Genomic DNA, 22,278 nt, shown 5'->3' on the forward strand with positions numbered 1-22,278 from the left:
GGTTGCGGTGCCATGGGTCTGGCGCGCCTCGCGGCGATGCGGAACAAATGACGGGCGGCCGCGGGCGGTGGTGACCGGGGCCGGCGACGATCAGGGAAGGTGAACACGGCGGATGATGCGCCAGTACGAGCTCGTCGAGCGGGTCAGACGCTACAACCCCGCCACGGACGAAAGCCTCCTCAACCGCGCCTACGTCTATGCGATGCGCGCGCACGGCACCCAGAAGCGCGCCTCGGGCGATCCGTTCTTCGCCCATCCCCTGGAAGTCGCCGCGATCCTCACCGACCTGAAGCTCGACGACGCCACCATCGTGGCGGCCGTGCTCCACGACACCATCGAGGACACCGCCGCCACCCTCGACGAGATCCGCGAGATCTTCAGCCCCGAGATCGGGGCCCTGGTGGACGGGCTGACCAAGCTGAAGCGGCTCGACCTTGTCTCGAAGCGGGCGGCCCAGGGCGAGAACTTCCGCAAGCTGCTTCTGGCGGTGGCCGCCGACGTGCGCGTGCTCCTCGTGAAGCTCGCCGACCGCCTGCACAACATGCGGACCCTCCACCACATGCCGCCAGAAAAGCGGGTGCGGATCGCCGAGGAGACCCTCGACATCTACGCGCCGCTCTCGGGCCGCATGGGCATGCAGGAGCTGCGCGAGGAGCTCGAGGACCTCGCCCTGCGCAACCTCAAGCCCGACATCTACGCCACCATCACGCAGAGGCTCTCCGACCTCTCGGCCCGGTCCGAACGGCTTGTCGACAGCATCGAGCGCGATCTGACCGCCAAGCTCGCGGCGCGCGGGATCACCGCGCAGGTGAGCGGGCGGCAGAAGCGGCCGTTCTCGATCTGGTCGAAGATGGAGCGCAAGTCGATCGCCTTCGAGCAGCTCTCCGACATCTTCGGGTTCCGCGTGGTGGTGGAGCGGCTCGACGATTGCTACGGGGCGCTCGGCGTCGTCCACACCACCTGGCCGATGGTGCCGGGCCGCTACAAGGATTACATCTCGACCCCTAAGCAGAACGACTACCGCTCGATCCACACCACCGTGATCGGCCCCAAGAGCCAGCGCGTCGAACTGCAGATCCGCACCGCCGCCATGGACGAGATCGCCGAATACGGCATCGCCGCCCACGCCCACTACAAGGAGGCGGGCGACACGGAGGAGGTCGGGGTGCACCCGCGCCTCGCCACCGAGAGCGGCGCCTACCAGTGGCTGCGCCGCACCATCGAACTCCTGGCCGAGGGCGACAGCCCCGAGGAATTCCTGGAGCACACCAAGCTCGAGCTGTTCCAGGACCAGGTGTTCTGCTTCACGCCCAAGGGCCGCCTCATCGCCCTGCCGCGCGGCGCCACCCCCATCGATTTCGCCTATGCCGTCCATACCGACGTCGGCAATTCGGCGGTGGGCGCCAAGATCAACGGGCGCATGGCGCCGCTGCTCTACGAACTCGCCAACGGGGACGAGGTCGAGATCGCCCGCTCCGACGGACAGTCGCCGCCGGCGGCCTGGGAGTCGCTCGTGGTCACCGGCAAGGCGCGCTCCGCCATCCGGCGGGCGACCCGCGTCGCGGTGCGCCGGCAATACGCCGGGCTCGGCCGCCAGATCCTCGACCGCGCCTTCGAGCGGGCCGGCAAGAGCTTCACGCAGGACAAGCTGCGCGGCGCGCTGCCCCGCCTTGCCCGCGTCTCGGCCGAGGACGTGTTCGCGGCGGTGGGCCGAGGCGAGATGTTCTCGGGCGATGTGGTCAAGGCGGTCTATCCCGACTTCAAGGAGGAGCGCCGGCTCGGGTCGTCCTCGCCCCTGCAGCAGCCCGCCGGCGGCGGGGCGGGGCGGCTGAGTCTGGCCAAGGACCAGACCATGCGTCTGACCTTCCCCGACGGGGCGATGCCCGACGTGACCCACTCCGAGGCGATCCCGATTCGCGGTCTCGACAGCGATCTGGCCGTCACCTTCGCCCCCAACGGCGGCGCGGTCCCCGGCGACCGCATCGTCGGCATCCTGACTCCGGGCGTCGGCGTGACCATCTATCCGATCCAGTCGGCGGCGCTGGCGGCCTTCGACAACGAGCCCGAACGCTGGCTCGACGTGCGCTGGGACGTGGAGGCGGGCGGCAACGAGCGATTCCCGGCCAGGCTCGCCTTGCAATCCATCAACGAACCGGGCGTGCTCGCCCAGATCTCGCAAGTGATCGCCGACCACGACGGCAACATCGACAATCTTTCGATGAAGCGGCGCACCCAGGATTTCACCGAGATCGTCATCGACCTCTCGGTCTGGGACCTGAAGCACCTCAACGCCATCATCGCGGAACTGCGCGGCAAACGGGCGGTGAGCAAGGTCGACCGGGTCAACGGCTGACGGGGACGCTCGCCTTGCCACCCGCGGACGGCACTGCCACAAGCCCGGGCGATGCAGCAGGGCAGCCGGAGCCGCTTTCATGACACCCGACGACGTGCTTGCCGAGTTCCGCGACGCCGGCGCCTTGCTCGAGGGGCATTTCGTCCTCAGTTCCGGACTGCATTCGGGCGTCTTCCTCCAGAAGATGGCGATCTTCTCCGATCCGGCGCGGACCGAGCGCCTGTGCCGCGTCCTCGCCACCGTGATCCGGGACACCTTCGGCGCGATCGACATCGTGGTGTCGCCGGCGATCGGCGGCATCGTTCCCGGTTACGAGACGGCGCGCCATCTCGGCGCCAAGGCGATCTTCGTCGAGCGCGATCCCGGCGGGCCCTTCATGCTGCGCCGCGGCTTTTCCATCCCGGCCGGTGCCCGCGCCGTCATCGTCGAGGACATCGTCACCACCGGCCTTTCGGCCCGTGAATGCCTCGCCTCCCTCTCCGGGGAGGCCGGGACCGTGGTCGGTGCCGCCTGCCTCATCGACCGCTCCGGCGGGCGCGGCGAGATCGGATTGCCGCTGGCGAGCCTCGTCACCCTCGACATCCCGGCCTATCCCGCCCACGCCCTGCCGCCGGAACTCGCAGCCATTCCCGCGGTGAAGCCCGGAAGCCGCGTGGCCGCCGCCCCGTAGAGCGGATCGTTCACCGCTACAATCGTCGATTCGCCTGGCGGAATACACGCGAAAACCGGCACACACCCTAAAATAGCAACCTGTAGTAAGTAAAAACGCCAGAAATAAAAGCTAACATTTGATAAACCGTTGACATTAAGACGTGCTTTAGGGTACAGATACCGAACTTGGCGATTGAAAATATTGCACTCCTTGCCGGCCGGTATAGATCGTCAAGTCTTTCGCTGCTCCAATCATGACGACGGAGAGTGGATCGATATTGCGGCCGATGCCTATCTCGATGCTTTTGCGGACCTTGATCCGGCAAGACATCGAATATTATCCATTGTTATTTTCTGACAGGTTATTCCATGACCACGCAGCAACGTAGTGCATTATTCATTGACGGCGCCAACCTTTACGCCGCCACCAAGGCACTCGGGTTCGATATCGACTACAAAAAACTCCTCAAGGAATTTCAAGGCCGGGACAACCTGATCCGGGCTTTCTATTATACGGCCATGATCGAGGATCAGGAGTACTCTTCGATCCGGCCATTGATCGATTGGCTCGATTACAACGGCTACCGGGTGGTGACCAAGCCCGCCAAGGAGTTCACGGATTCCTCCGGCCGCCGCAAGATCAAGGGCAACATGGACATCGAGCTGGCCATCGATGCCCTCGAGCTGGCGCCGTTCATCGACCACATGGTGCTGTTCTCCGGCGACGGCGACTTCCGCTCCCTGGTCGAGGCGATGCAGCGGCGCGGCGTGAAGGTGACGGTGGTGTCCTCGATCCAGACCCAGCCTGCCATGGTCTCCGACGAGTTGCGCCGGCAGGCCGACGAGTTCCTGGACCTCGTCCATCTCATCGGCAAGGTCGGCCGCGACCCGGGTGAGCGTGGCGTCAGAAGCCATACCGATACGCGCAGCCGCGGCGAGTCGCCCGAGCGGCCGACCCGGCCGAGCCCGGGCCTCGAATCCCGCTACGGCATTCGCCAGGACGACGAGTCGCCGACGGGAAATTGAGTCCCGAAGCGCCGGCGGACGGGAGAACCGTTCCCCTTAGCCCTTCATGCCCACGACCCCGGATAGACCCGGGGTCGTGGGCGGGGTTGCCCGTCACACGCCTTTCATGCCGCTGAGGTCGAGCGGGAGCGAGCGCAGCCGCTGGCCCGTCGCCGCGAAGATCGCGTTCGAGATCGACGGGGCGAGTACCGGCACGCCCGGCTCGCCGATGCCGGTGGGGGCGGCCGTGGACGGCATGATGTGGACCTCGACCAGGGGCATCTCGCTCATGCGGGTCGGCTCGTAGGCGTCGAAGTTGCGCTCCTGCACGACGCCGTCCTTGAGGGTGATGCGGTTACGCAGGACCGAGGAGAGGGCAAAGCCCACCGCGCCTTCCACCTGCGCGCGGATCACGTCCGGATTCACGGCAATGCCGACGTCCACCGCCGCCACGATGCGGTTGACCTTCACCTTGGCATCCTCGGCGGTGATGTCGGCCACCATGGCGACGTAGGATCCGAACGACTCGTGCCCCGCGATGCCGAGCCCGCTGCCCTTGGCCGCCGGTGACCCCCAGCCCGCCTTTTCCGCGGCGAGTTTCAGCACGCCCGACAGGCGCGGCGCCGACGAGAGCAGTCCGAGGCGGAAGGCGAGCGGATCGGCCCCCGCCGCCTGGGCGAGTTCGTCGATGAAGACCTCCATCACCTGGGCGGTGTGGGTGTGCCCGACCGAGCGCCACCACAGCACCGGCACGCCTTCGCGCGCGTTGTGGACCGTGAAGCGGAAGGCCGGCAGCGCATAGGGCGTGTCAGAGGCGCCCTCCACCGTGGTCGCATCGACGCCGTTCTTGACCATCATGGTCTCGAAGGGCGAGCCGATCAGGATCGACTTGCCGACCATGGTGTGGGTCCAGCCGGTGATCGCCCCCTTGGCGTCGAGACCGGCCTTGAGGGTGTGGAGCACGGTGGGCCGGTAGAAACCGCCGGCCATGTCGTCCTCGCGGGTCCAGACCAGGTGGACCGGCGCCTTGGCCCCGGTGGCGCGCAGGATCGCGGCGGCCTCGGCGAGGTAGTCGGCCCCCGGCGTCGCCCGGCGCCCGAACGAGCCGCCGGCCCATTGGGTGTGCAGCCTGACCTTGTCGGTCGTCACGCCCAGCGTGCCGGCGATCACCGCCTGCTCGACGGAGTGTAGCTGGCAGCCGGCATAGACGTCGTAGCCGCCGTCGCTCGCCCGCTCGATGGTGGCGTTGAGCGGTTCCATCGCGGCATGCGCGAGATAGGGGAAGGTGAACTCGGCCTCCAGCACCTTGGCCGAGCCCTTGATCGCGGCTTCCGGGTCGCCGCGCTCGGAGGCGACGAGGCCGGGGCGTCGCGCCATCTCGCGATAGGACGCAAGGATGGCGTCCGACGAGCGCGTCTCGGCGCCTGCGTCGTCCCAGGTCAGCACCAGGGCGTCGCGGCCCCGGATCGCCGACCAGGTATCCTTGGCGATGACCGCGACGCCGGTGGGAATCCTGACCACGTCGATGACGCCGGGCACCGCGCGGGCGGCTTTGTCGTCCACCGCCGCGACCACGCCGCCGAAGCGCGGCGCATGGGCGACCACCGCGGTGACCTGCCCGGGGCGGCGAATGTCGAGGGCGTAGACGGCGCTGCCGTCGGTCTTGGCCGCCGAATCGAGGCGCGCGACCTTGGTGCCGATGAGACGCCACTGGCTCGGGTCCTTCAGGCGCGGCTCCTGCGGCACCGGCTGACTCGCGGCGGCCTCGGCGAGTTCGCCGAATCGCGCCTGCCGGTTCGACGCCGCATGCGCGACGACGCCCGACGCCACGGTGATCTCGCTCGCGGGAACCTTCCAGCGCGCCGCCGCCGCGGCCACCAGCATGGCGCGCGCGGCCGCTCCGGCCTTTCGCAACTGGAACCAGGAGTTGGCGATGGCCGTCGAGCCGCCGGTGCCCTGGACCGGGCCCATCAGGAGGTTGGCGTAGAGGGTGGCGTCGGCCGGCGCGAAGGCGGTGCGAACCTGAGCCCAATCGGCGTCGAGTTCGTCGGCGAGGATGGTGGCGAGCCCGGTGGCGTTGCCCTGCCCCATGTCGAGGTGCTTGATCATCACCGTGACGGTGTCGTCGGCGGCGATGCGCACGAAGGCGTTGGGCTGCGCCGGCAGCGTCGAGAGATCCGGACCGGCGGCGGCCCGCACGGCCTTGCCGGCATCGAGGTGGAAGCCGATCAGCACGGCACCGGTGGCGGCGGCACCTCCGAGGAAGGCCCGGCGCGAGGGTGTGGCGGCCGGCGGTGTCGGATGGACCTTCAGCATGGCTCGGGCTCCAGTCCTCTGGGAAACGTAGGGCGTGCGCGGGATCGATCGGGCAAAGGCGCCGTCAAGCGAGGGTGCGGGCGGCGTCGTGGATCGCGGCGCGAATGCGCTGATAGGTGCCGCACCGGCAGACGTTGCCGTCCATGGCCCCGTCGATGTCGGCATCGGTGGGCTTGGGGGTCGACGAGAGCAGGCCGATGGCCGACATGATCTGGCCGGACTGGCAATAACCGCACTGGACCACGTCGAGGCCGCGCCAGGCCGTCCGGACCGCCTCGGCCACGCGCCCTGAAACCCCCTCGATGGTCGTCACGGCGGCGGTGCCGACGTCGCCGACCTTGGTTTGGCAGGCGCGCACGGGTTGCCCGTCGAGGTGGACGGTGCACGCACCGCATTGCGCGATGCCGCAGCCGTACTTGGTGCCGGTCTTGTCGAGGTGATCGCGCAGGACCCAGAGCAGTGGCGTCTGCGGATCGGCGTCGATCTGGTGCGCTACGCCATTGACGGTGAGTGTCAGCATCCCGCGTCTCCGGACTTGTTCGAGTCGCTCAAGGTCGACGGTACCGAGGCTAGTCCCGCCCAACCCGTTCTCATGTGCGCCCGCGCACATGATTCGGGGGGGCGTCCCGCCTCCGTCGCCCTGTGCATCCCGTCCCGATTGCGGACAATCGACGGGATCTCCCTCAGCCGTTCTTAACACATCCCGCGCAGGTTCGAGCCTCGGTCGGGCGGCAGACGTGGTTTCCCGCCCGCGACATCGATCACTTCAAATTTCAAGACGGTGATGACCGATCTGACGGCGGAGATGGTGCAACGCGGGCGTGGGCCCTCCGTCGAGGAGGTCGTTCGGCGACGCGAGATCGCGCGCGACATCCGCTCGGCCCGGGAGCGCCTCACCTCCACGAGCGGTCTCGAACGAGCGTTCGATTACGAACTCATCCGGATCTACGCGCAGTACCGGGCCGGCGCGGGCCTGCCGCAGGCGCTGCTCGCCACCGCGGTGGCGGGGGCTTCGGCGTTCTGGGTGCCGCTGAGCTTCTCCCTGTGCTGGGCGATCTGCCTGGTGGCGTCGGTGGCGCTGACCATGTGGCTGACCCGGCGCTTCCTGGCCGCCGACCCGGAGACGGTCTCGGTGGACCGCTGGCGGCGCGCGTTCGTGGTGTCCGAGGCGGTCCAGAGCGTGTCCTGGGGCCTGATGGTCCTGGTCGGGTCGAGCGAGGCGCAGACCTTCGTCCTGTTCGGCCTCGTCATCGTGGCGGCGGTGGCGACGATGCTGGCGGCGACCCTGCCGGCGGCGGCCGTCGCGGCCCTGGTCCCGCTGATGCTGGCGGCGCTAGGTCTCCTGACGATCTCCCACGACATGGACACGATCATCCTCGTCACGATGGCGCTGGGCTCGCAGGTGTTCTTCCTGGTGGTCGGGCGCCGGGTCTACGTCTCCACCGTCGAGGCCCTGCAGTCCCAGGCCGAGAAGGACGCGATCTTCGGCGAACTCGAGCACGCCAAGGCCAATTCCGACGAGGCGCGGCGCCGGGCCGAGGAGGCCAACCTCGCCAAGTCGCGCTTCCTGGCCACCATGAGCCATGAGTTGCGCACGCCGCTCAACGCCATCCTCGGCTTCTCGGAGGTGATGAAGAACGAGGTGTTCGGCCCGCACGTGGCGCCGTCCTACGGCGAATACGCCAAGGACATCCACGAGAGCGGGCTCCATCTCCTCAACCTGATCAACGAGATCCTCGACCTCTCGCGCATCGAGGCGGGCCGCTACGAGCTCAACGAGGAAGCGACGGAACTCGCCCAGGCGGTGGAAGAATCGCGCCACATGGTCGGGCTGCGGGCGCGCAGCAAGGGCCAGACCTTCCGCGAGTTCATCGACGGTACGCTGCCGCGCCTGTGGGCCGACGAGCGGGCCCTGCGCCAGATCGTGCTCAACCTGCTCTCCAACGCCGTGAAGTTCACGCCGCCGGGCGGCGAGATCACGATCAAGGTCGGCTGGACGGGGTCCGGAGGCCAATACGTCAGCGTGAAGGATACCGGCCCGGGCATTCCGGAGGACGAGATCGGTACCGTGATGTCGTCCTTCGGCCGCGGTTCGCTCGCGATCAAGACCGCCGAACAGGGCTCCGGCCTCGGCTTGCCCATCGTCAAGGGCCTCGTGGACCTCCACGGCGGCACCTTCCAGCTGTCCTCGCGCCCGCGCGAGGGCACCGAGGTGGTGGTGACCTTCCCCGCGAGCCGGGTCATGGAAACCCTGCCGGCCGTGGACCTGGAGGTCGACGGCCTCGTGCCCGAGGCGAGGATGGACGGGGCTCGGCGGTCGGCGGCCTGACCGAACGCCTCCGGAGCGGTTGCCGGCCCTTCGACGACGATACGCCGCTCCTTCCACGCGGCCCGCGCCCCGGCGGATTTCCTTTTGCCGGCGCCGACGCAGCGTACGAGCTCGCGTTCCGTCGTCCGTTCAGGGGTGAGGCCTTGCCGCCGCGACTTTCGCCCCCGCGACTTTCGCCGGGCGGGAACCGCCTGGCGCGAACCGCAGCACGAGCGCGCCCAGCGCCATGCAGACGAGGGAGCCGGCCAGCACGCCGATCTTGGTCTCGGCCTCGAGTTCCGGCGAGTCGGCAAAGGCCAGGAGGCCGATGAACAGGCTCATGGTGAAGCCGATCCCGCACAGCAGCGCCACGCCGTAGATCTGTAGCCAGCTGGCATGCGCGGGCCGTTGCGCCCAACCGAGCCTGACGACGACCAGGACGAACCCGAACACGCCGACCTGCTTGCCGAGGAAGAGGCCGAGGGCGACGCCCAACGTCACCGGGTCGAGCATCATCTTGCCCGTGACCCCCGCTAGCGACACGCCGGCGTTGGCAAAGCCGAAGATCGGCAGGATCAGGAACGACGACCACGGGTGCAGGATGTGTTCGAGCTTGTGCAGCGGCGATGTCGGATCGTCGGGCTTGCCGATGCTGAGGCGAAGGGGGATCGTCATCGCCAGGAGCACGCCCGCGATCGTGGCGTGGATCCCGGATTTGAGCACGAAGACCCAGAGCACCGCCCCGACCACGAGGTAGGGCGTCAGTCGGCTGACCCCGGCCTTATTCAGGCCGAACAGGACGGCGAAGGCGACCGCCGCCCCGCCGAGCATCGGCAGGGACAGTTCGGCGGTGTAGAACGCCGCGATGATCAGCACCGCGCCGAGGTCGTCGATGATCGCCAGGGCGGTGAGAAAGATCTTGAGCGAGACCGGCACGCGCGAGCCGAGCAGGGCCAGGACGCCGAGGGCGAAGGCGATGTCCGTGGCCGCCGGGATCGCCCAGCCCCGCAGGGTTTCCGGCGAGTGCCAGTTGACGGCGAGATAGACGAGGCCCGGGGCGACCATGCCGCCCAGCGCCGCCACCCCCGGCAGGACGCGATCGGGCCAGGTGCGCAGGCGCCCGTCCAGCACCTCCCGCTTGATCTCGAGGCCGACCAGCAGGAAGAACACCGCCATCAGGGCATCGTTGACCCAGTGGAGCACGCTCAAGGGCCCGAGATAGGCCTTCAGCGTGGCGAAATAGGCGGGCGCCAGCGCGGAGTTGGCGACGACCAGGGCCAGGGCGGCGCTCGCCATCAGGACGAGGCCGCCGCTCGCTTCGTTGTGCAGCATCGCCCGCAGGGCTGAGAACGGGCGGCGGATGGGGGTTGGCGCGTGCATGTGTCAGCCCTGTCAGCGTTTCATGCGCGGTTCAACGGGCCCGGGTGAAATTCGGCGCTCCACTGCGACGGCCGCATCGCGATCACGAACGGGGTGCGACGCGAATTCCGAGACCGTCGGTGGGCGGCCCCTCGCATCGAGCCGGGACTCGGTTTGCCGGGACTCGGTTTCGTGTCGGGTGGATGACATTCGTCTCGCTTTCTGGAAAACGCGACGCCTCCGGCCGCCGGTTTCATCACGACAGACGTTCCTGGGGGCGCGGGCCATCCCAACGTGGGCGCCGGGCGACCACACACCTGTCGGGACCTCATGACCTGGTACGCCGCGCGCTTGAAGGAACTCTACGAGGGCGACACCGACCGGGCGCATCGCTTCCGCTACGGCCTGCTCGTCTTCGACGTGGCCACGATCCTGTTCGTCATCGTGTCGTCGTTCATGCCGCGCACGGGCTGGATCGCGGTGCTCGACATCGTGCTCGGATTGATCGTCCTGCTCGATTTCGTAGCTCGCCTCGTCGTCAGCCCGCGGCCCAGCCGCGAGTTCCTGCGCGTCACCACCTGGGCCGATCTGGCCGCGATCGCGTCGTTCCTGCTTCCGCTCCTGGGCGAAAGTGCCGGCTTCCTGCGCATCCTGCGCACGCTCCGGCTCCTGCGCACCTACGAACTGCTCGACCGCCTCCGGAAGGACAGCGCGCTGTTCCGACGCCACGAGGACGCGATCCTGGCCGGCACCAACCTCGTGGTGTTCGTGTTCGTGATGACCGGGGTGATCTACGTCACCCAGCACGGCAGCAACCCCGCCATCGCCACCCCCGTCGACGCACTCTATTTCACGGTGACGTCGCTCTCGACCACGGGTTACGGCGACATCACCTTGCCGGGTACGACCGGCCGGCTGATCTCGGTCTTCGTGATGATCTGCGGCGTGACGCTGTTCTTCCGCCTCGCGCAGGTTCTCTTCCGCCCCTACAAGGTGCGCTTTCCCTGCCCGACCTGCGGCCTCCAGCGCCACGAACCCGACGCGGTGCACTGCAAGGCCTGCGGCGTCACCCTGAACATCCCCGACGAAGGCGATAGCTAGACAGGCGAACGGAGGGGCCGCCGTTGCAGGCGGCCCCTCCGCGGGATCGGTTCGGGCTCAGGCGGCGAGCAGCAGGTGAGCCGATTGATAGACGGTGACGATCAGGCCCGCCGCACAGACGGCGGCCATGACGTAGGTGAAGGTCTTCAACAGCATCCGTTCGTTCCGAGGGGCCGGATCAGCAGCGGTTGCCGCCGGAGGTCTGGCCGTACTGCTGGACGGGGAAGTTCTGCTGGTTGGCATTGCCTTCGGCGGCCGAACTCATCGGACAACCGAAATACGCCGGCGGGCGACGGACGTCGTTGATCGAGCCCGTGGTCTCCACATCGTAGGGCGAGAAGGTCGTGTAGCGAGAGGGTCTCTCGAAAGCCATCGCGGACGAGATCGGAGCAACGCCAATGACAAGGGCGGTGGCAATAGCGGCGATACGGGTCTTCATAATGGCTTGCTAGCTCCTTGACAGTACGGACCAACTGTTTGGTCCGCTTCTCACTGTGTAAGCCAGATATGGGGTGCCGATCTCATCCATGACGTGCGCGCAGGCACATGAGCGGCCGGATTAAAACCGTCGGCTGCACCCGGTCTCGCGCCGTCACCGCCGGGGGAAGAATAAAACGGTTCGTCGCCCGGCGTTTCTCCAGGGCAAGCGTCTCTCCGGGGCAAGCCTCGCTTCAAAGCAGGTCTCGACGAGCCGCCTGTCGGCGACCGTCCGGTTCGCCGCGGTCGCGAAAGACTCGCCGCGGTCGATGCGGTCAGGCCGGACCCGCGACCCCCGCCTGCGCGAACGTCGCCATGTCGCGGTGGCAGGCCAGGGCGCCCTTGAGCACGCCGATCGCCATCGCGGCGCCTGAGCCTTCGCCGAGGCGCATTCCGAGGGCCAGCAGCGGGACCAGTCCGAGCCGTTCGAGCACGTCGGCATGGGCACCCTCCGCCGAGACGTGGCCGGAGAGGCAATGGTCGAGGGCGGCCGGGTCGATGGCGTGGAGCACCGCCGCCGCCGCGGTGGCGACGTAACCGTCGAGGACCACCGGCACCCGCTGCAGGCGGGCGGCGAGAATGGCGCCGGCCATGGCGGCGATCTCGCGGCCGCCCAGGCGCGCCAGGACCTCCAACGGATCGTCGAGGTGGCCGGCGTGGTGGGCGAGCGCGTCGGTCACGGCCTGCGTCTTGCGGGTCAGCCCGGCCTGGTCGACCCCCGTGCCGCGGCCGACCCAATGGGCCGGCTCGCCGCCGTAGAGGGCCGCGTAGATCGCCGCGGCGATGGTGGTGTTGCCGATGCCCATCTCGCCGAGCCCCAGGCAATCGGTGCCGGCGGCCACCGCCTCCATGCCGAAGGCCATGGTCGCCACGCAGTCCTTCTCGGAGAAGGCGGGGCCGGCGCAGATGTCGCCGGTGGGCAGGTCGATGGCCAGATCGAACACCTTGAAGCCGAGGCCGTAGGCGGCGCAGATCTGGTTGATGGCGCCGCCGCCGGCGGCGAACGTGTCGAGCATCTGCCGGTTCACCTCCGGCGGGAACGCCGAGACGCCGCGGGCGACGACCCCGTGGCTGCCGGCGAAGACGCAGACCAGCGGCCGGTCCAGGCTCGGCCGGCCCTTGCCCTGCCAGGCGGCGAGCCATTCCACCAGGCGTTCGAGGCGACCGAGGGCGCCGGCGGGCTTGGTCAACATCGCGTCGCGCTCGCGCACCATGGCGAGGGCGTCGCCGTCCGGGCCGGGCATCGTGGCGATCAGGCGGCGGATGTCCGCGAACGGGCCTTCCTCGGACGGTGTCTCGACGGTCATGGCGACATCCCTCGCGCGGGTCGGGCCGGGATGGCGGCGCGCTGTCGCTCCGCTATAGCTTTCGCAGGTGCGAGGGTGAAGGCGGGCCGACCATGGCGCAGGATGCGCGCGACATCGCGGAGCCCGGCTTTCCCGGGGCTCGGGCCGCCTACGACCTCGCCGCGTGCCTGCGCTTCTACAGCCGGCTGCCGGTGCCGCGCCTGCCCGGCGAGGGCGACCCGCACGGCGTGCCCGATTTTCGCACCGCGCCGCGGATGCTGCCGCTGGCCGGCCTCGTCCTGGCACTCCCCTCGGGGCTCGTGCTGCTCGGCGCCTGGGCGCTCGGGCTCGGGCCGTTCCTGGCCGCGACCCTGGCGGTGGCGGCCGGCGTCCTCGTCACCGGCGCCCTGCACGAGGACGGGCTCGCGGACGTCGCCGACGGGTTCGGCGGCGGGGCCACCCGCGAGCGCCGTCTCGAGATCATGCGCGACAGCCGCATCGGCGCCTATGGCGGCGTCGCCCTGATGCTGTCGCTGGCCCTGCGCATCGGGGCGCTCGCGACCCTCCTCGACCGGATCGAGGCCGTCGCCGCGGTGGCGCTGGTCCTGGCCGCGGCGCTGTCGCGCACGGCGGCGCTGTATCCCCTGGTGGCGCTCGATCCGGCCCGGCCGGGGGGCGCCGGCGCCGCGGTGGGACGCCCGAGCCGCCGGACTTTCGGCATCGCCGTGGTGCTCGGCCTGGGTCTCGCGGGTCTGAGCCTGCCGTTCGGTGTCCCGGTCGCCGCTCTCGCCCTGATGGTCGGCGGCTGCGCCCTCGCCGCCTGGGGCGTCGCCGGCCTCGCGCGGCGCAGCATCGGCGGCCAGACCGGCGACGTGGTCGGGGCCTGCCAGCAGCTCGCCGAGATCGCGGCCCTCCTCGGTCTCCTTGTCGCGACCCCCGCCTGAGGCCATGCCCTCGACTTGATCCCGGCCGCGCGGCCCGGCATGGAACGGGTCATGATCAGCCTCGTCCAGAAAGCCTCCAGCCCCTGCACCAAGCTCTGCGTCCTCGACGATGGGCTGGGGCTGTGCGAGGGCTGCGGCCGCACCCGCGACGAGATCGCCCTGTGGGGGGGGATGCCGGAGGCCAGGCGCCGGGCGATCATGGCGACCCTGCCCGAGCGCCTGAGAGCCGCCCAGCGCCGCAAGGTGGCACGATGATCTACCTCGCCATCGGGGTGCTCGGCATCGCGCTCGTGGCCCTCGTCCTGAATCACGGCGAGGGTCGGATCGTCGGCCTCGAGCCGGAGCAGCTCGCGGGGCTGGCCGGCAGCGGCGCGCTGCTCGCGATGATCGCGGCCGGGTTCTGGGGCGAGTTCCGCAGCCGCATGGGCGAGAACCTGCGGGCCTTGGCGATCTGGGGCCTCCTCGGCCTCGCCTGCGTCGGCGCCTACGCCTATCGCGACGAGGCGCGCGAGGTCGGCAACCGCATCGTGGGCGAGCTGCGCCCCGGCAGCGCCACCACCGGGCCGGGCGGCAGCGTCACCATCGCCCGGCGGGCGGGCGGCGACTTCCAGGTGAGGGCGGCGGTGAACGGGCGGGTACAGACCTTCGTCTTCGACACCGGCGCCAGCGCCGTGGTGCTGACCGCCGAGAACGCCGCCGCCCTCTCGCTGACGCCCAAGGAGTCGGAATTCAGCGTGCGGATCTCCACCGCCAACGGCACCACGGTGGCCGCGCCGGCCTACCTCGACAGCCTCGCGGTGGGCGACATCACCCTGAGGCGGGTCTCGGCGCTGATCAGCCGTCCGGGCGCCCTGTCCGACAATCTCCTCGGCATGAGCTTTCTCAGCCGCCTCGGCTCCTACGAGGTCCGCGGCGACCGGCTGACCCTTCGCGCGCCCTGACCGTTCAGGCGGCGCGGGTCGCCTCGGGCCATTCGCGCGAGACCATCGCGACCGCGTCGCGCAGGTCCCGGAGGCCGGCGTCGGACTGCGTGCCCACGGTGGAGAGGTGGCGGCGATAGGCGCGCGCGCCCGGCCGCCCGTTGAACAGGCCCAGCATGTGCCGGGTGATCGTGTGGAGGCGGACCCCCTCGGCCAGGGCGTCGGCGATCGTCGGCGCGAAGGCCTCGACCGCCCCGAAGGCGTCGGCCACCGGCGCCGCCTCGCCGAACAGCATCGGGTCCACCGCGAGGAGGATCGCCGGGTCGCCGTAGGCCGCCCGGCCGATCATCACCCCGTCGACCGCGCTCAGATGGCCGAGCGCGTCAGGAATCGTGGCGATGCCGCCGTTGACGGCGATCGGCAGGGTCGGCCGCGCCCGCTTCAGGGCGGCGACGCGCGGGTAGTCGAGGGGTGGCACGTCGCGGTTCTCCTTGGGCGAGAGGCCCTGGAGCCAGGCCTTGCGGGCATGGACGACGAGGGCGTCGACGCCCGCCGCGACCACCGCCTCGGCGAGGGCGTCGAGGGCCTCCTCGCCCTGGTCGTCGACCCCGATGCGGCACTTGACCGTCACCGGGACGCGGACGGCCGCCTTCATCGCCGCGACGCAATCGCCGACCAGCCCCGGCTCGCGCATCAGGCAGGCACCGAAGCGACCGTCCTGGACCCGGTCGGACGGGCAGCCGACGTTGAGGTTGACCTCGTCGTAGCCGTAGTCCGCCGCGATGCGGGCGGCTCTCGCCAGGTCGGCCGGGTCCGAGCCGCCGAGCTGCACCGCCACCGGATGCTCGGCCGGGGAGAAGGCGAGCAGCCGGTCGCGCGGCCCATGGAGCACGGCGCCGGTGGTGACCATCTCGCTGTAGAGCCGCGCCCGCCGCGACAGGACGCGGTGGAACGACCGGCAGTGACGGTCCGTCCAATCCATCATCGGTGCGACGGAGAGTCGGTAGGGACTGAAAGGGGTGGTGTTTTCGACTGCGTCCGTCACGTGTCGTCGTTTCCGGCTGTTCCGTTTGCGGCCGTTCGGGCCGGTTTTTCCACCCGCTTCGTTCCGTCCAGCTCTGCAACGCTGTCGTCCGTCGCTCACACCGTACGGCATGGGGCGGGATGCGACGCGGAGGCAATCGTCGAGCGCTGGCGGACGGACGGGACGACCGGATACCATGCGCGGGTGGTCGTCAAAAGGGACGGGCAGATCCGCCGGGAAACCCGGCATGGTTTAGATAAAAAGACGCAAAGGGTGGAGGCTTGCCATATTCTCCGACCGTAGTTGCTCTATGGACAGGAATAAGCCTCTTGGTGCAGCAATCCTCCTCAGAGGGTATCCTTCGGTGCTACTGAAGCGGCGACCTTCGTCTGCCACCTGCCTCCCGGAAGATTGAGATAACCCCACATGCTTGATGCCCTGTCCACATTGCGTCGATGCCAAGCGATGTGGGGAAGCTATGAGATTGTCCATGAGCGCCCCAGCGTCAGTGATGTGCGAGATGTCATCGCTTTGCCAACCGATCCGGGAGGTTCTTGGGGTATCTTTAACCGCTCGGGTCGCGCGCTCGATGAGGCAATGGATAGGCATGGACCAAATGGCACGATTGGCGATAGGAAGACCCAAGTTCCGATCAGTACCCTTCGAAGTGCTCTCAATACAGTTGACGAAACTTATATCTACGGCGGGTTCGTCAATTTACATTTCGGCCATTTCATAGTAAATACCCTGCCGCGACTTTGGCCATTGATCGATCGGGCCAATGATAATTATAAAATACTCTTTCACGGTCAGGGAAATCCAAAGGATTGGTTTGGGTTGCCCTTTATTCGAGATTTGTTTGGCGCTCTCGGCCTCACGGAAGACCGAATCGTTTTTATTGACCGTCCGATGGTTTTCTCGCGATTGATCGTCCCCCATCCAAGCTTCCAAGAACAAAGCTTCGCCCATCGTGCGTTCGGTCAGCTCTGTAGGATGATTGGCGATAATATCTTGCGAGATCACCCACTGCAGCAAGAAAGAAATATGGCTCCCGCATATCTTTCTAAAGGTAATCTAAAATCCGGCGTTGGCCGCTTTGCAAACGAAAATGTTGTTACTGAAATTTTATCGGCATCGGGCATCGAGATAATCTACCCAGAAACTCTAGCACTTCCGGAGCAAATAGCGCTATTTAGAGACAGGCAGACAATATTGGGAACGGCTGGTTCGGCGTTTCATAATTCGGTATTTGTCACTTCTCGTGCAAAAATTATCTGTATTTCTCCAAGTTGCTATCCAAATAGCAACTTCATGATGTTGGATGCCCTGTCCGGTACGCATGTGACATACCTGTACGCCGCCGGCACAGAGACTATCGTTGGAGGCGAGGCAGGGTTTCTAACGACGCTGAAATTTTCAAACCCCGAGGCCGTGGCCAAGGAAATGCTCCAGCTTCTGTAGATTTCTCCCGCTCCGCCTCTACTGTTCGTTAGTAGTTTGCTCGCAGCGTGTCATCGCCGACCATTTTCATGGCCTTGTTAATGAGGGGCGCTCGCTCAAATACAAGGATACTGTCGTAGGCCGTCATGGCCACCGTTTGGCGAGTGAAAGCGGACGGGGTGGTTGTTCCATCGCGGATATGATCGGCGTTGAGATCGTCGATCAGGGCTTTGAAACGTTCGACAATCGATCGCGGATCGCCTTTTCCGCCGCCGTAATCGGGCCAGTACGCCGTGTGCATGTCTTCGATCATGTAAACGCCATTCGACGCTATTTTTTCGTATAGGAAATCAAAGCTCTTGTTGACATGCTCCATGTGGTGGCTGCCATCGTCAAGAACTGCGTCGAATGTGCCAAATTCGTCCAAGAGGGACTGTAGGAAGACTGGATCGGATTGGTCGCCGATTCGAACCGAAACCTGTTCGTCAGCGTATTGTCGACACACTTCGTTGATGTCGATTGTAACGATGCGGGCGAGTGGCCCAAGCCACCGTTTCCACATCTGAGACGAGCCGCCGTTGCCCGCCCCAATTTCTAGAAAAGTCACGGGCTGTCCGACGTAACGCCCAAAATGGCGTTCGTAAGCAAAAAAGTAGTGTCCCGCTTTGTGGATGGGGCGACCAGTATTGGCGAGAAAAATTTCGTACAGTGACATTGCCGTCATTTCCAATCCGCTCACCGAGCTACCGGCCATCTCTATCATAGGGAAACTGGCATAGGGAAACCGGGCTTTTGAAGAAAATAGCGGCTGTTTGCTCAAGACGCTCTGGAACTGGGTTCGGCACGCCGAGAGGTGCCGCTACGATCGTCCTCTCACCGAACGGTGATCTGGCTTGCCAAGGCCGAGGTGATCCACCGGTGAGGCCCATGGCAATCATTCGGAGCAATTGCGTCCGCTACCCTCCAATGGGTCGGCGGGTTCGACACCTGAGGCCTGCTCGAATCCATCGGGAGTATCCCTCCCGGTAAAGCCGAAGAGCGCTCCGACCAAGAGCCAAGCCTCGGCCGCCCGACCGAAACCAAACGCTCTCCGGAAAATGCAGTGTGGTTCATTTTCTCCGGTAAGCATGCAACGCCGGGCATCGGTGCATCTGGCCGAGCGCGCCGCAAAAGCTGACGATCGGATTCAAGATCGCATCCCTTGGCCGATCCGCTGGCGCGTCACACAAATGCTCGGCCAAGGTGTAGCCGGCAATCCTACCACAGCCGATTGACGATGCCCGCCTCCGCTGGAATAACCGCCGTCAACGCGGGTTGGAGGCAGTATGTCAGAGGCAGTCGAATTTGAGGTATTTGGCGAGCGGTTTAATATCGTTCCTCCAGATGTGCATGATAATGTGGCAGGCCAGTTCGCTGACGGCTCGTTTGAGCGTCCAATGCCTGCCGTTCTCTTGAGCTTGGCCCGTACATCTGGCAACGGCGTCATGTTCGATATCGGCGCTAACAATGGCGTCTATACGTTGCTTGCATGCGCCTCCAACCCCGGCTTGATATCCCACGCGTTCGAGCCATACCCGCCGGTCATCAGCATCTTGCAGCAGACGATTGCGGCGAATGCCTTTCGCGATCGCGTCACGCTGCATCAAGTGGCCTTGTCCGATGCCAATGGCACGGCACAGCTATACGTCCCCGATGCTGGACATGGTTTGCTGGAAACTAGCTGTTCGCTGAACTCCGAATTTCAACAGTTCGCCGGTTCCGTGTCGGTGCCGACGCGGCGGCTGGACGACATGCACCTGCCTGCCCCTTCGTTCATCAAGCTAGACGTCGAGGGGCACGAGCCCGCCGTCCTGGCCGGCGCCCGTCGTACGTTGCGCGAGGCTCGGCCAATCCTGTTCATCGAGGTGCTAAGGGAGGCGGACACGACCTTGGTCAACGAGATCGCCGCCACCGACGGCTTTCAACGCTACCGCCTGCATCAAGACGGGTATGTGCTGCGTGAGGACGTCGTCGCCTTCGATCTCGCGGCCTGGAACCACGTTCTCGTCCCGCACGCCAAAACCGCAATGTTCGAGTCCGCAGTCGCTACGGCCGACGTGCCGTTGCGATAGCCCGATCGCTCAAGATCCCGTCATGGCCCGGCCGCCTCCACTGGCGGTCGGGTCGTTTGCGTTTAAGCCCTCGCCCCGCTTCGCCATTGCTCGAGCGATGGCTCGACCAATCTGCGCAGCCTTGTCCCCTCAGGCGCGCCAGGCCTCGTTGCGACGACCGGGTTCGGTTTCGACGTAAGCCTTCCGCCTAGCCATTGCAGACGACGGCTCAGTGGTCGTGCTTGCAGTCCGGGCCGTGGACGTGGCCATGGTCGTGAGCCGCGTGGTCGTGCCCGTGATCCTGGTGGCCGTCACCGGCGTGGGCCTGGTGATCGTGCGCGTGATGATCGTGGCCGCATTGGCTGTGGTCGTGCGCGGCGCGCTCGGGCTTGAAGGCGCGCGAGACGGCCTGCGCGGTGCAGCCCTGGCCGCGGACGAGCTCGGCCACCGCCGCGTCGGCCGGGACGTAGAGCACGTCGGGCCCGATTTCGGCGGCCACGTGGTTGCCGCCGAGCTGCCAGGCCAAGCGCATGAGGCGGGCCGGGTTCTCGGCCCGCACCGCGATCAGCGGTTCGGCCGCCGCGCGCACCGCCACCAGGCGGCCGTCGTCGAGGCGCAGGGCGTCCCCGTCCTCCAGCCCCGTGGTCGCGGTGAGGGCGAGGGTGAGGCCCAGGCCCCCCTGCCCGGTGATCTCGCCCGTCGTCGCCTGCCGGGCGGCGTGGTCGAGGATCACGGTGTCGACCACGGCCTCCGGGCGGACGGCCGGCTTGCGGACGATGGTGGTGGCGCGCAGCATGATGTCCTCGGTGACCGACCCCGGACCTGTGGGGATCGGGCCTCTCTAAAGGGTTTTCCATGCGAACGGAAAGCGTGGGCGGAACCGAATGCCGCCAGGGTGCATTCATGAGCCTGTACGGCTAAGCTCATCCCAGCGCGGTGATCCGCCGGATCGTCGAGCCTGACCCATCACGGCGCAAAGCCGGACCCGATCCACTGCACAAGGGACCTCCGCCATCATGAAGAAGCTCATCGCCACGGCCCTCGCGGGCGCCCTCGCCCTCTCGCTCGGCGCCTGCAACACCCCCGAGGACCGCGCCCTCGGCGGCGCCGGCCTCGGCGCCCTGGCGGGAGCCGCCATCGGCGGAGCCGCCACCGGCCGCGCCGGCGGCGCCCTGGCCGGTGCCGCCATCGGCGGAGCCGGCGGTGCCATCGTCGGCGCCGCCAGCGCGCCGCGCTGCCCCTACGGCACCTACCGCGACGCCTACGGCGACGTGTACTGCCGCTGAGCCCATCGCGCCGATCGGCCGGTCTTCACGGCCGGCGAAGGAGGGGCTGGAACCGACGGTTCCGGCCCCTTCTCGCATCTGCGCTATCGCTTTTGCACCTGCGTGCTCCGGTGTATGGCTTGCGCCCGATGCCGTGTTCCCGTGCCGAGACGATGACCGTCGACTTCCCTCCCGTCCACACCGACCGGCCCCTGCGATGAGCGACGGAATCTGGGGCAAGCTCGGCGGCGCCGGCCTCGGGCTCGCCATCGGCGGGCCGCTCGGGGGGCTCGTCGGCCTCGCGGCCGGGCACTTCCTGGTGGACCGCGAGGGCGCGATCTTCGGCACGACGCCGCGCGACGTGGTCTTCACCACCGGTCTGGTGGCCCTCGCCGCCAAGATGGCGAAATCCGACGGGGTCGTGACCGAGTCCGAGGTCGAGGCCTTCGACAAGGTGGTGGCGGTGGACGCCGATGCCCGCCCCGGCGTGGCGCGGCTGTTCGACCTCGCCAAGGGCACGACCAGCGGCTTCGAGGCCTATGCCCGGCAGATGGCCTCGGTCTTCCACGACGAGCCGCAGATGCTCGAGGACGTGCTCGACGGCCTGTTCCACATCGCCAAGGCCGATGGGGCGATCCACGAGGCGGAGGAACGCTACCTGCGCGCCGTCGCCGAGATCTTCGGCTACGACGAGCACGCCTTCCGGCGGATCGCGGCGCGGCACATGCGCCTGTCGGACGATCCCTACCTCGTGCTCGGCTTGGAAGCGGACGCCGAGGACGGCGCGCTCAAGGCGGCCTACCGCGCCCTGGTGATCGAGAACCATCCCGACCGGGCCATCGCCCGCGGCCTGCCGGCGGAGGCGGTGGCCATCACCACCCGGCGGCTCGCGGCCATCAACGCCGCCTACGACCGCATCGCGACCGAGCGGGGCCTGCGGTGAAGGCGACCCCGGAAAGCGCCGTCGCCACCAGCGTGGTGCCCTCGCCCAACCACGGCGAGCGCATCGGCGGGCCGCCGACCCTCCTGATCCTGCACTACACCGGCATGGATTCGGCCGCCGCCGCCATCCAGCGCCTCGCCAACCCGCTCTCCGAGGTCTCCGCCCACTACGTGGTCCTGGAGGACGGCAGGGTGATGCAGATGGTCCCGGAAGGCCGCCGCGCCTGGCACGCCGGCCGTTCGGCCTGGGCGGGCGAGCGCGACGTGAACTCACGCTCGCTCGGCGTCGAGATCGTCAATCCCGGCCACGACGGCGGCCTGCCGCCCTACCCGGACGTCCAGATCGCGGCCGTGATCGCCCTGTGCCGCGACCTCGTCTCGCGCTGGCCGATCCGTCCGGCCGGCGTGCTCGCCCATTCCGATATCGCGCCCGAGCGCAAGGAAGACCCCGGCGAGCGCTTTCCCTGGGACCGCCTCGCCAGGGAGGGCGTCGGGCACCATGTGCCGCCGGCCCCGATCCGCGACGGGCGCTTCTTCGCGCAGGGCGACGCCGGCCAGCCGATCGAGGCGCTCCAGGCGATGTTCGCCCTCTACGGATACGACCTTGCGGTGACCGGCACCTTCGACGCGCGGACCCTGGCGGTGGTGACGGCCTTCCAGCGCCATTTCCGCCAGGAGCGGGTCGACGGCATCGCCGATTCCTCGACCATCACCACCCTGCGCGACCTCATCGCCGCCAGAGACAGGCCCCGCCCGTCATCGCCGTGACGTGACGATCGGTCCCCCCTCGCCTGCGA

Annotated in this window: 21 protein-coding genes; 13 read left to right on the top strand and 8 right to left on the bottom strand. The window is 67.7% G+C overall.

Features of this window, described 5'->3' with window-relative positions; translation table 11 throughout:
- The first annotated feature begins 112 nt into the window (after positions 1 to 112).
- The 3 genes from ASF39_RS12000 (at position 113) to ASF39_RS12010 (ending at position 4,030) form a co-directional block, all read left to right on the top strand.
- Positions 113 to 2,353, top strand: a complete 2,241-nt coding sequence (locus ASF39_RS12000; RefSeq protein ID WP_055885736.1) for a bifunctional (p)ppGpp synthetase/guanosine-3',5'-bis(diphosphate) 3'-pyrophosphohydrolase — start codon at positions 113 to 115, stop codon at positions 2,351 to 2,353.
- Positions 2,354 to 2,432: 79 nt separating this feature from the next.
- Positions 2,433 to 3,023 carry an orotate phosphoribosyltransferase gene (pyrE, locus tag ASF39_RS12005; protein WP_055885739.1) on the top strand — a complete coding sequence of 197 codons (591 nt, stop codon included), beginning with the start codon at positions 2,433 to 2,435 and terminating at the stop codon, positions 3,021 to 3,023.
- Between the two features lie 350 nt (positions 3,024 to 3,373).
- Positions 3,374 to 4,030 carry an NYN domain-containing protein gene (locus tag ASF39_RS12010; protein WP_056284156.1) on the top strand — a complete coding sequence of 219 codons (657 nt, stop codon included), beginning with the start codon at positions 3,374 to 3,376 and terminating at the stop codon, positions 4,028 to 4,030.
- 93 nt (positions 4,031 to 4,123) lie between these two features.
- Here ASF39_RS12010 and ASF39_RS12015 read toward each other — a convergent pair whose 3' ends face one another.
- Both ASF39_RS12015 and ASF39_RS12020 read right to left on the bottom strand, forming a co-directional pair.
- Positions 4,124 to 6,325 (bottom strand): xanthine dehydrogenase family protein molybdopterin-binding subunit, encoded by a 2,202-nt coding sequence (locus ASF39_RS12015; protein WP_056284157.1) that lies wholly within the window; start codon positions 6,323 to 6,325, stop codon positions 4,124 to 4,126.
- A gap of 64 nt (positions 6,326 to 6,389) precedes the next feature.
- Positions 6,390 to 6,845 (bottom strand): (2Fe-2S)-binding protein, encoded by a 456-nt coding sequence (locus ASF39_RS12020; protein WP_055885748.1) that lies wholly within the window; start codon positions 6,843 to 6,845, stop codon positions 6,390 to 6,392.
- Between the two features lie 264 nt (positions 6,846 to 7,109).
- Between ASF39_RS12020 and ASF39_RS12025 the strand changes: the two genes are divergently transcribed.
- Positions 7,110 to 8,654, top strand: a complete 1,545-nt coding sequence (locus ASF39_RS12025) for a HAMP domain-containing sensor histidine kinase (protein WP_055885751.1) — start codon at positions 7,110 to 7,112, stop codon at positions 8,652 to 8,654.
- A gap of 129 nt (positions 8,655 to 8,783) precedes the next feature.
- On the opposite strand, the gene nhaA is transcribed toward ASF39_RS12025, so the two are convergent.
- Positions 8,784 to 10,013, bottom strand: coding sequence for a Na+/H+ antiporter NhaA (gene nhaA, locus ASF39_RS12030; RefSeq protein ID WP_056284158.1), 1,230 nt, complete (start codon positions 10,011 to 10,013; stop codon positions 8,784 to 8,786).
- 309 nt (positions 10,014 to 10,322) lie between these two features.
- Here nhaA and ASF39_RS12035 point away from each other — a divergent pair, with 309 nt between their 5' ends.
- Positions 10,323 to 11,093: a potassium channel family protein gene (locus tag ASF39_RS12035; RefSeq protein ID WP_056284160.1), complete on the top strand. Its 771-nt coding sequence runs from the start codon at positions 10,323 to 10,325 to the stop codon at positions 11,091 to 11,093.
- Positions 11,094 to 11,271: 178 nt separating this feature from the next.
- Here ASF39_RS12035 and ASF39_RS12040 read toward each other — a convergent pair whose 3' ends face one another.
- Both ASF39_RS12040 and cobT read right to left on the bottom strand, forming a co-directional pair.
- A complete protein-coding gene (locus tag ASF39_RS12040; RefSeq protein ID WP_056284165.1) occupies positions 11,272 to 11,532 on the bottom strand; it encodes a hypothetical protein in 261 nt (86 codons plus the stop codon).
- Between the two features lie 313 nt (positions 11,533 to 11,845).
- Positions 11,846 to 12,877, bottom strand: coding sequence for a nicotinate-nucleotide--dimethylbenzimidazole phosphoribosyltransferase (gene cobT / locus ASF39_RS12045; RefSeq protein ID WP_056284170.1), 1,032 nt, complete (start codon positions 12,875 to 12,877; stop codon positions 11,846 to 11,848).
- A gap of 92 nt (positions 12,878 to 12,969) precedes the next feature.
- Here cobT and cobS point away from each other — a divergent pair, with 92 nt between their 5' ends.
- From cobS to ASF39_RS12060, 3 genes are read left to right on the top strand one after another with little or no spacing between them, the layout of a single operon-like run.
- On the top strand, positions 12,970 to 13,800 hold the full coding sequence (gene cobS, locus ASF39_RS12050) for an adenosylcobinamide-GDP ribazoletransferase (RefSeq protein WP_056284173.1): 831 nt from the start codon (positions 12,970 to 12,972) through the stop codon (positions 13,798 to 13,800).
- Positions 13,801 to 13,851: 51 nt separating this feature from the next.
- The gene (locus ASF39_RS12055; RefSeq protein WP_082494548.1) at positions 13,852 to 14,055 is read left to right on the top strand and encodes a DUF1289 domain-containing protein; all 204 of its coding nucleotides are present in this window, start codon (positions 13,852 to 13,854) and stop codon (positions 14,053 to 14,055) included.
- Positions 14,052 to 14,741: a TIGR02281 family clan AA aspartic protease gene (locus ASF39_RS12060; RefSeq protein WP_056284176.1), complete on the top strand. Its 690-nt coding sequence runs from the start codon at positions 14,052 to 14,054 to the stop codon at positions 14,739 to 14,741. Before ASF39_RS12055 ends, ASF39_RS12060 begins: the two co-directional genes overlap by 4 nt.
- Positions 14,742 to 14,745: 4 nt before the next feature.
- On the opposite strand, the gene dusA is transcribed toward ASF39_RS12060, so the two are convergent.
- Positions 14,746 to 15,993: a tRNA dihydrouridine(20/20a) synthase DusA gene (gene dusA / locus ASF39_RS12065; protein WP_348271518.1), complete on the bottom strand. Its 1,248-nt coding sequence runs from the start codon at positions 15,991 to 15,993 to the stop codon at positions 14,746 to 14,748.
- Between the two features lie 177 nt (positions 15,994 to 16,170).
- On the opposite strand from dusA, the gene ASF39_RS20575 reads away from it, so the two are divergent.
- Positions 16,171 to 17,205, top strand: coding sequence for a glycosyltransferase 61 family protein (locus tag ASF39_RS20575; RefSeq protein WP_082494533.1), 1,035 nt, complete (start codon positions 16,171 to 16,173; stop codon positions 17,203 to 17,205).
- A gap of 28 nt (positions 17,206 to 17,233) precedes the next feature.
- Here the strand turns inward: ASF39_RS20575 and ASF39_RS12070 are convergent, their stop codons facing one another.
- On the bottom strand, positions 17,234 to 18,004 hold the full coding sequence (locus tag ASF39_RS12070) for a class I SAM-dependent methyltransferase (RefSeq protein WP_244472384.1): 771 nt from the start codon (positions 18,002 to 18,004) through the stop codon (positions 17,234 to 17,236).
- 505 nt (positions 18,005 to 18,509) lie between these two features.
- Between ASF39_RS12070 and ASF39_RS12075 the strand changes: the two genes are divergently transcribed.
- Positions 18,510 to 19,295 (top strand): FkbM family methyltransferase, encoded by a 786-nt coding sequence (locus tag ASF39_RS12075; protein ID WP_082494534.1) that lies wholly within the window; start codon positions 18,510 to 18,512, stop codon positions 19,293 to 19,295.
- Between the two features lie 208 nt (positions 19,296 to 19,503).
- Here ASF39_RS12075 and ASF39_RS12080 read toward each other — a convergent pair whose 3' ends face one another.
- A complete protein-coding gene (locus tag ASF39_RS12080; RefSeq protein WP_056284188.1) occupies positions 19,504 to 20,070 on the bottom strand; it encodes an urease accessory protein UreE in 567 nt (188 codons plus the stop codon).
- 220 nt (positions 20,071 to 20,290) lie between these two features.
- Here ASF39_RS12080 and ASF39_RS12085 point away from each other — a divergent pair, with 220 nt between their 5' ends.
- The 3 genes from ASF39_RS12085 (at position 20,291) to ASF39_RS12095 (ending at position 22,249) form a co-directional block, all read left to right on the top strand.
- Complete coding sequence (locus ASF39_RS12085) at positions 20,291 to 20,560, top strand: hypothetical protein (protein ID WP_055885784.1); 270 nt, start codon at positions 20,291 to 20,293, stop codon at positions 20,558 to 20,560.
- A gap of 196 nt (positions 20,561 to 20,756) precedes the next feature.
- Positions 20,757 to 21,482 (top strand): DnaJ family molecular chaperone, encoded by a 726-nt coding sequence (locus ASF39_RS12090; RefSeq protein ID WP_056284190.1) that lies wholly within the window; start codon positions 20,757 to 20,759, stop codon positions 21,480 to 21,482.
- Positions 21,479 to 22,249 carry an N-acetylmuramoyl-L-alanine amidase gene (locus ASF39_RS12095; RefSeq protein WP_056284192.1) on the top strand — a complete coding sequence of 257 codons (771 nt, stop codon included), beginning with the start codon at positions 21,479 to 21,481 and terminating at the stop codon, positions 22,247 to 22,249. Before ASF39_RS12090 ends, ASF39_RS12095 begins: the two co-directional genes overlap by 4 nt.
- Positions 22,250 to 22,278: the final 29 nt, after the last annotated feature.

The organism is Methylobacterium sp. Leaf108 (assembly GCF_001423265.1).
GTDB lineage: Bacteria > Pseudomonadota > Alphaproteobacteria > Rhizobiales > Beijerinckiaceae > Methylobacterium.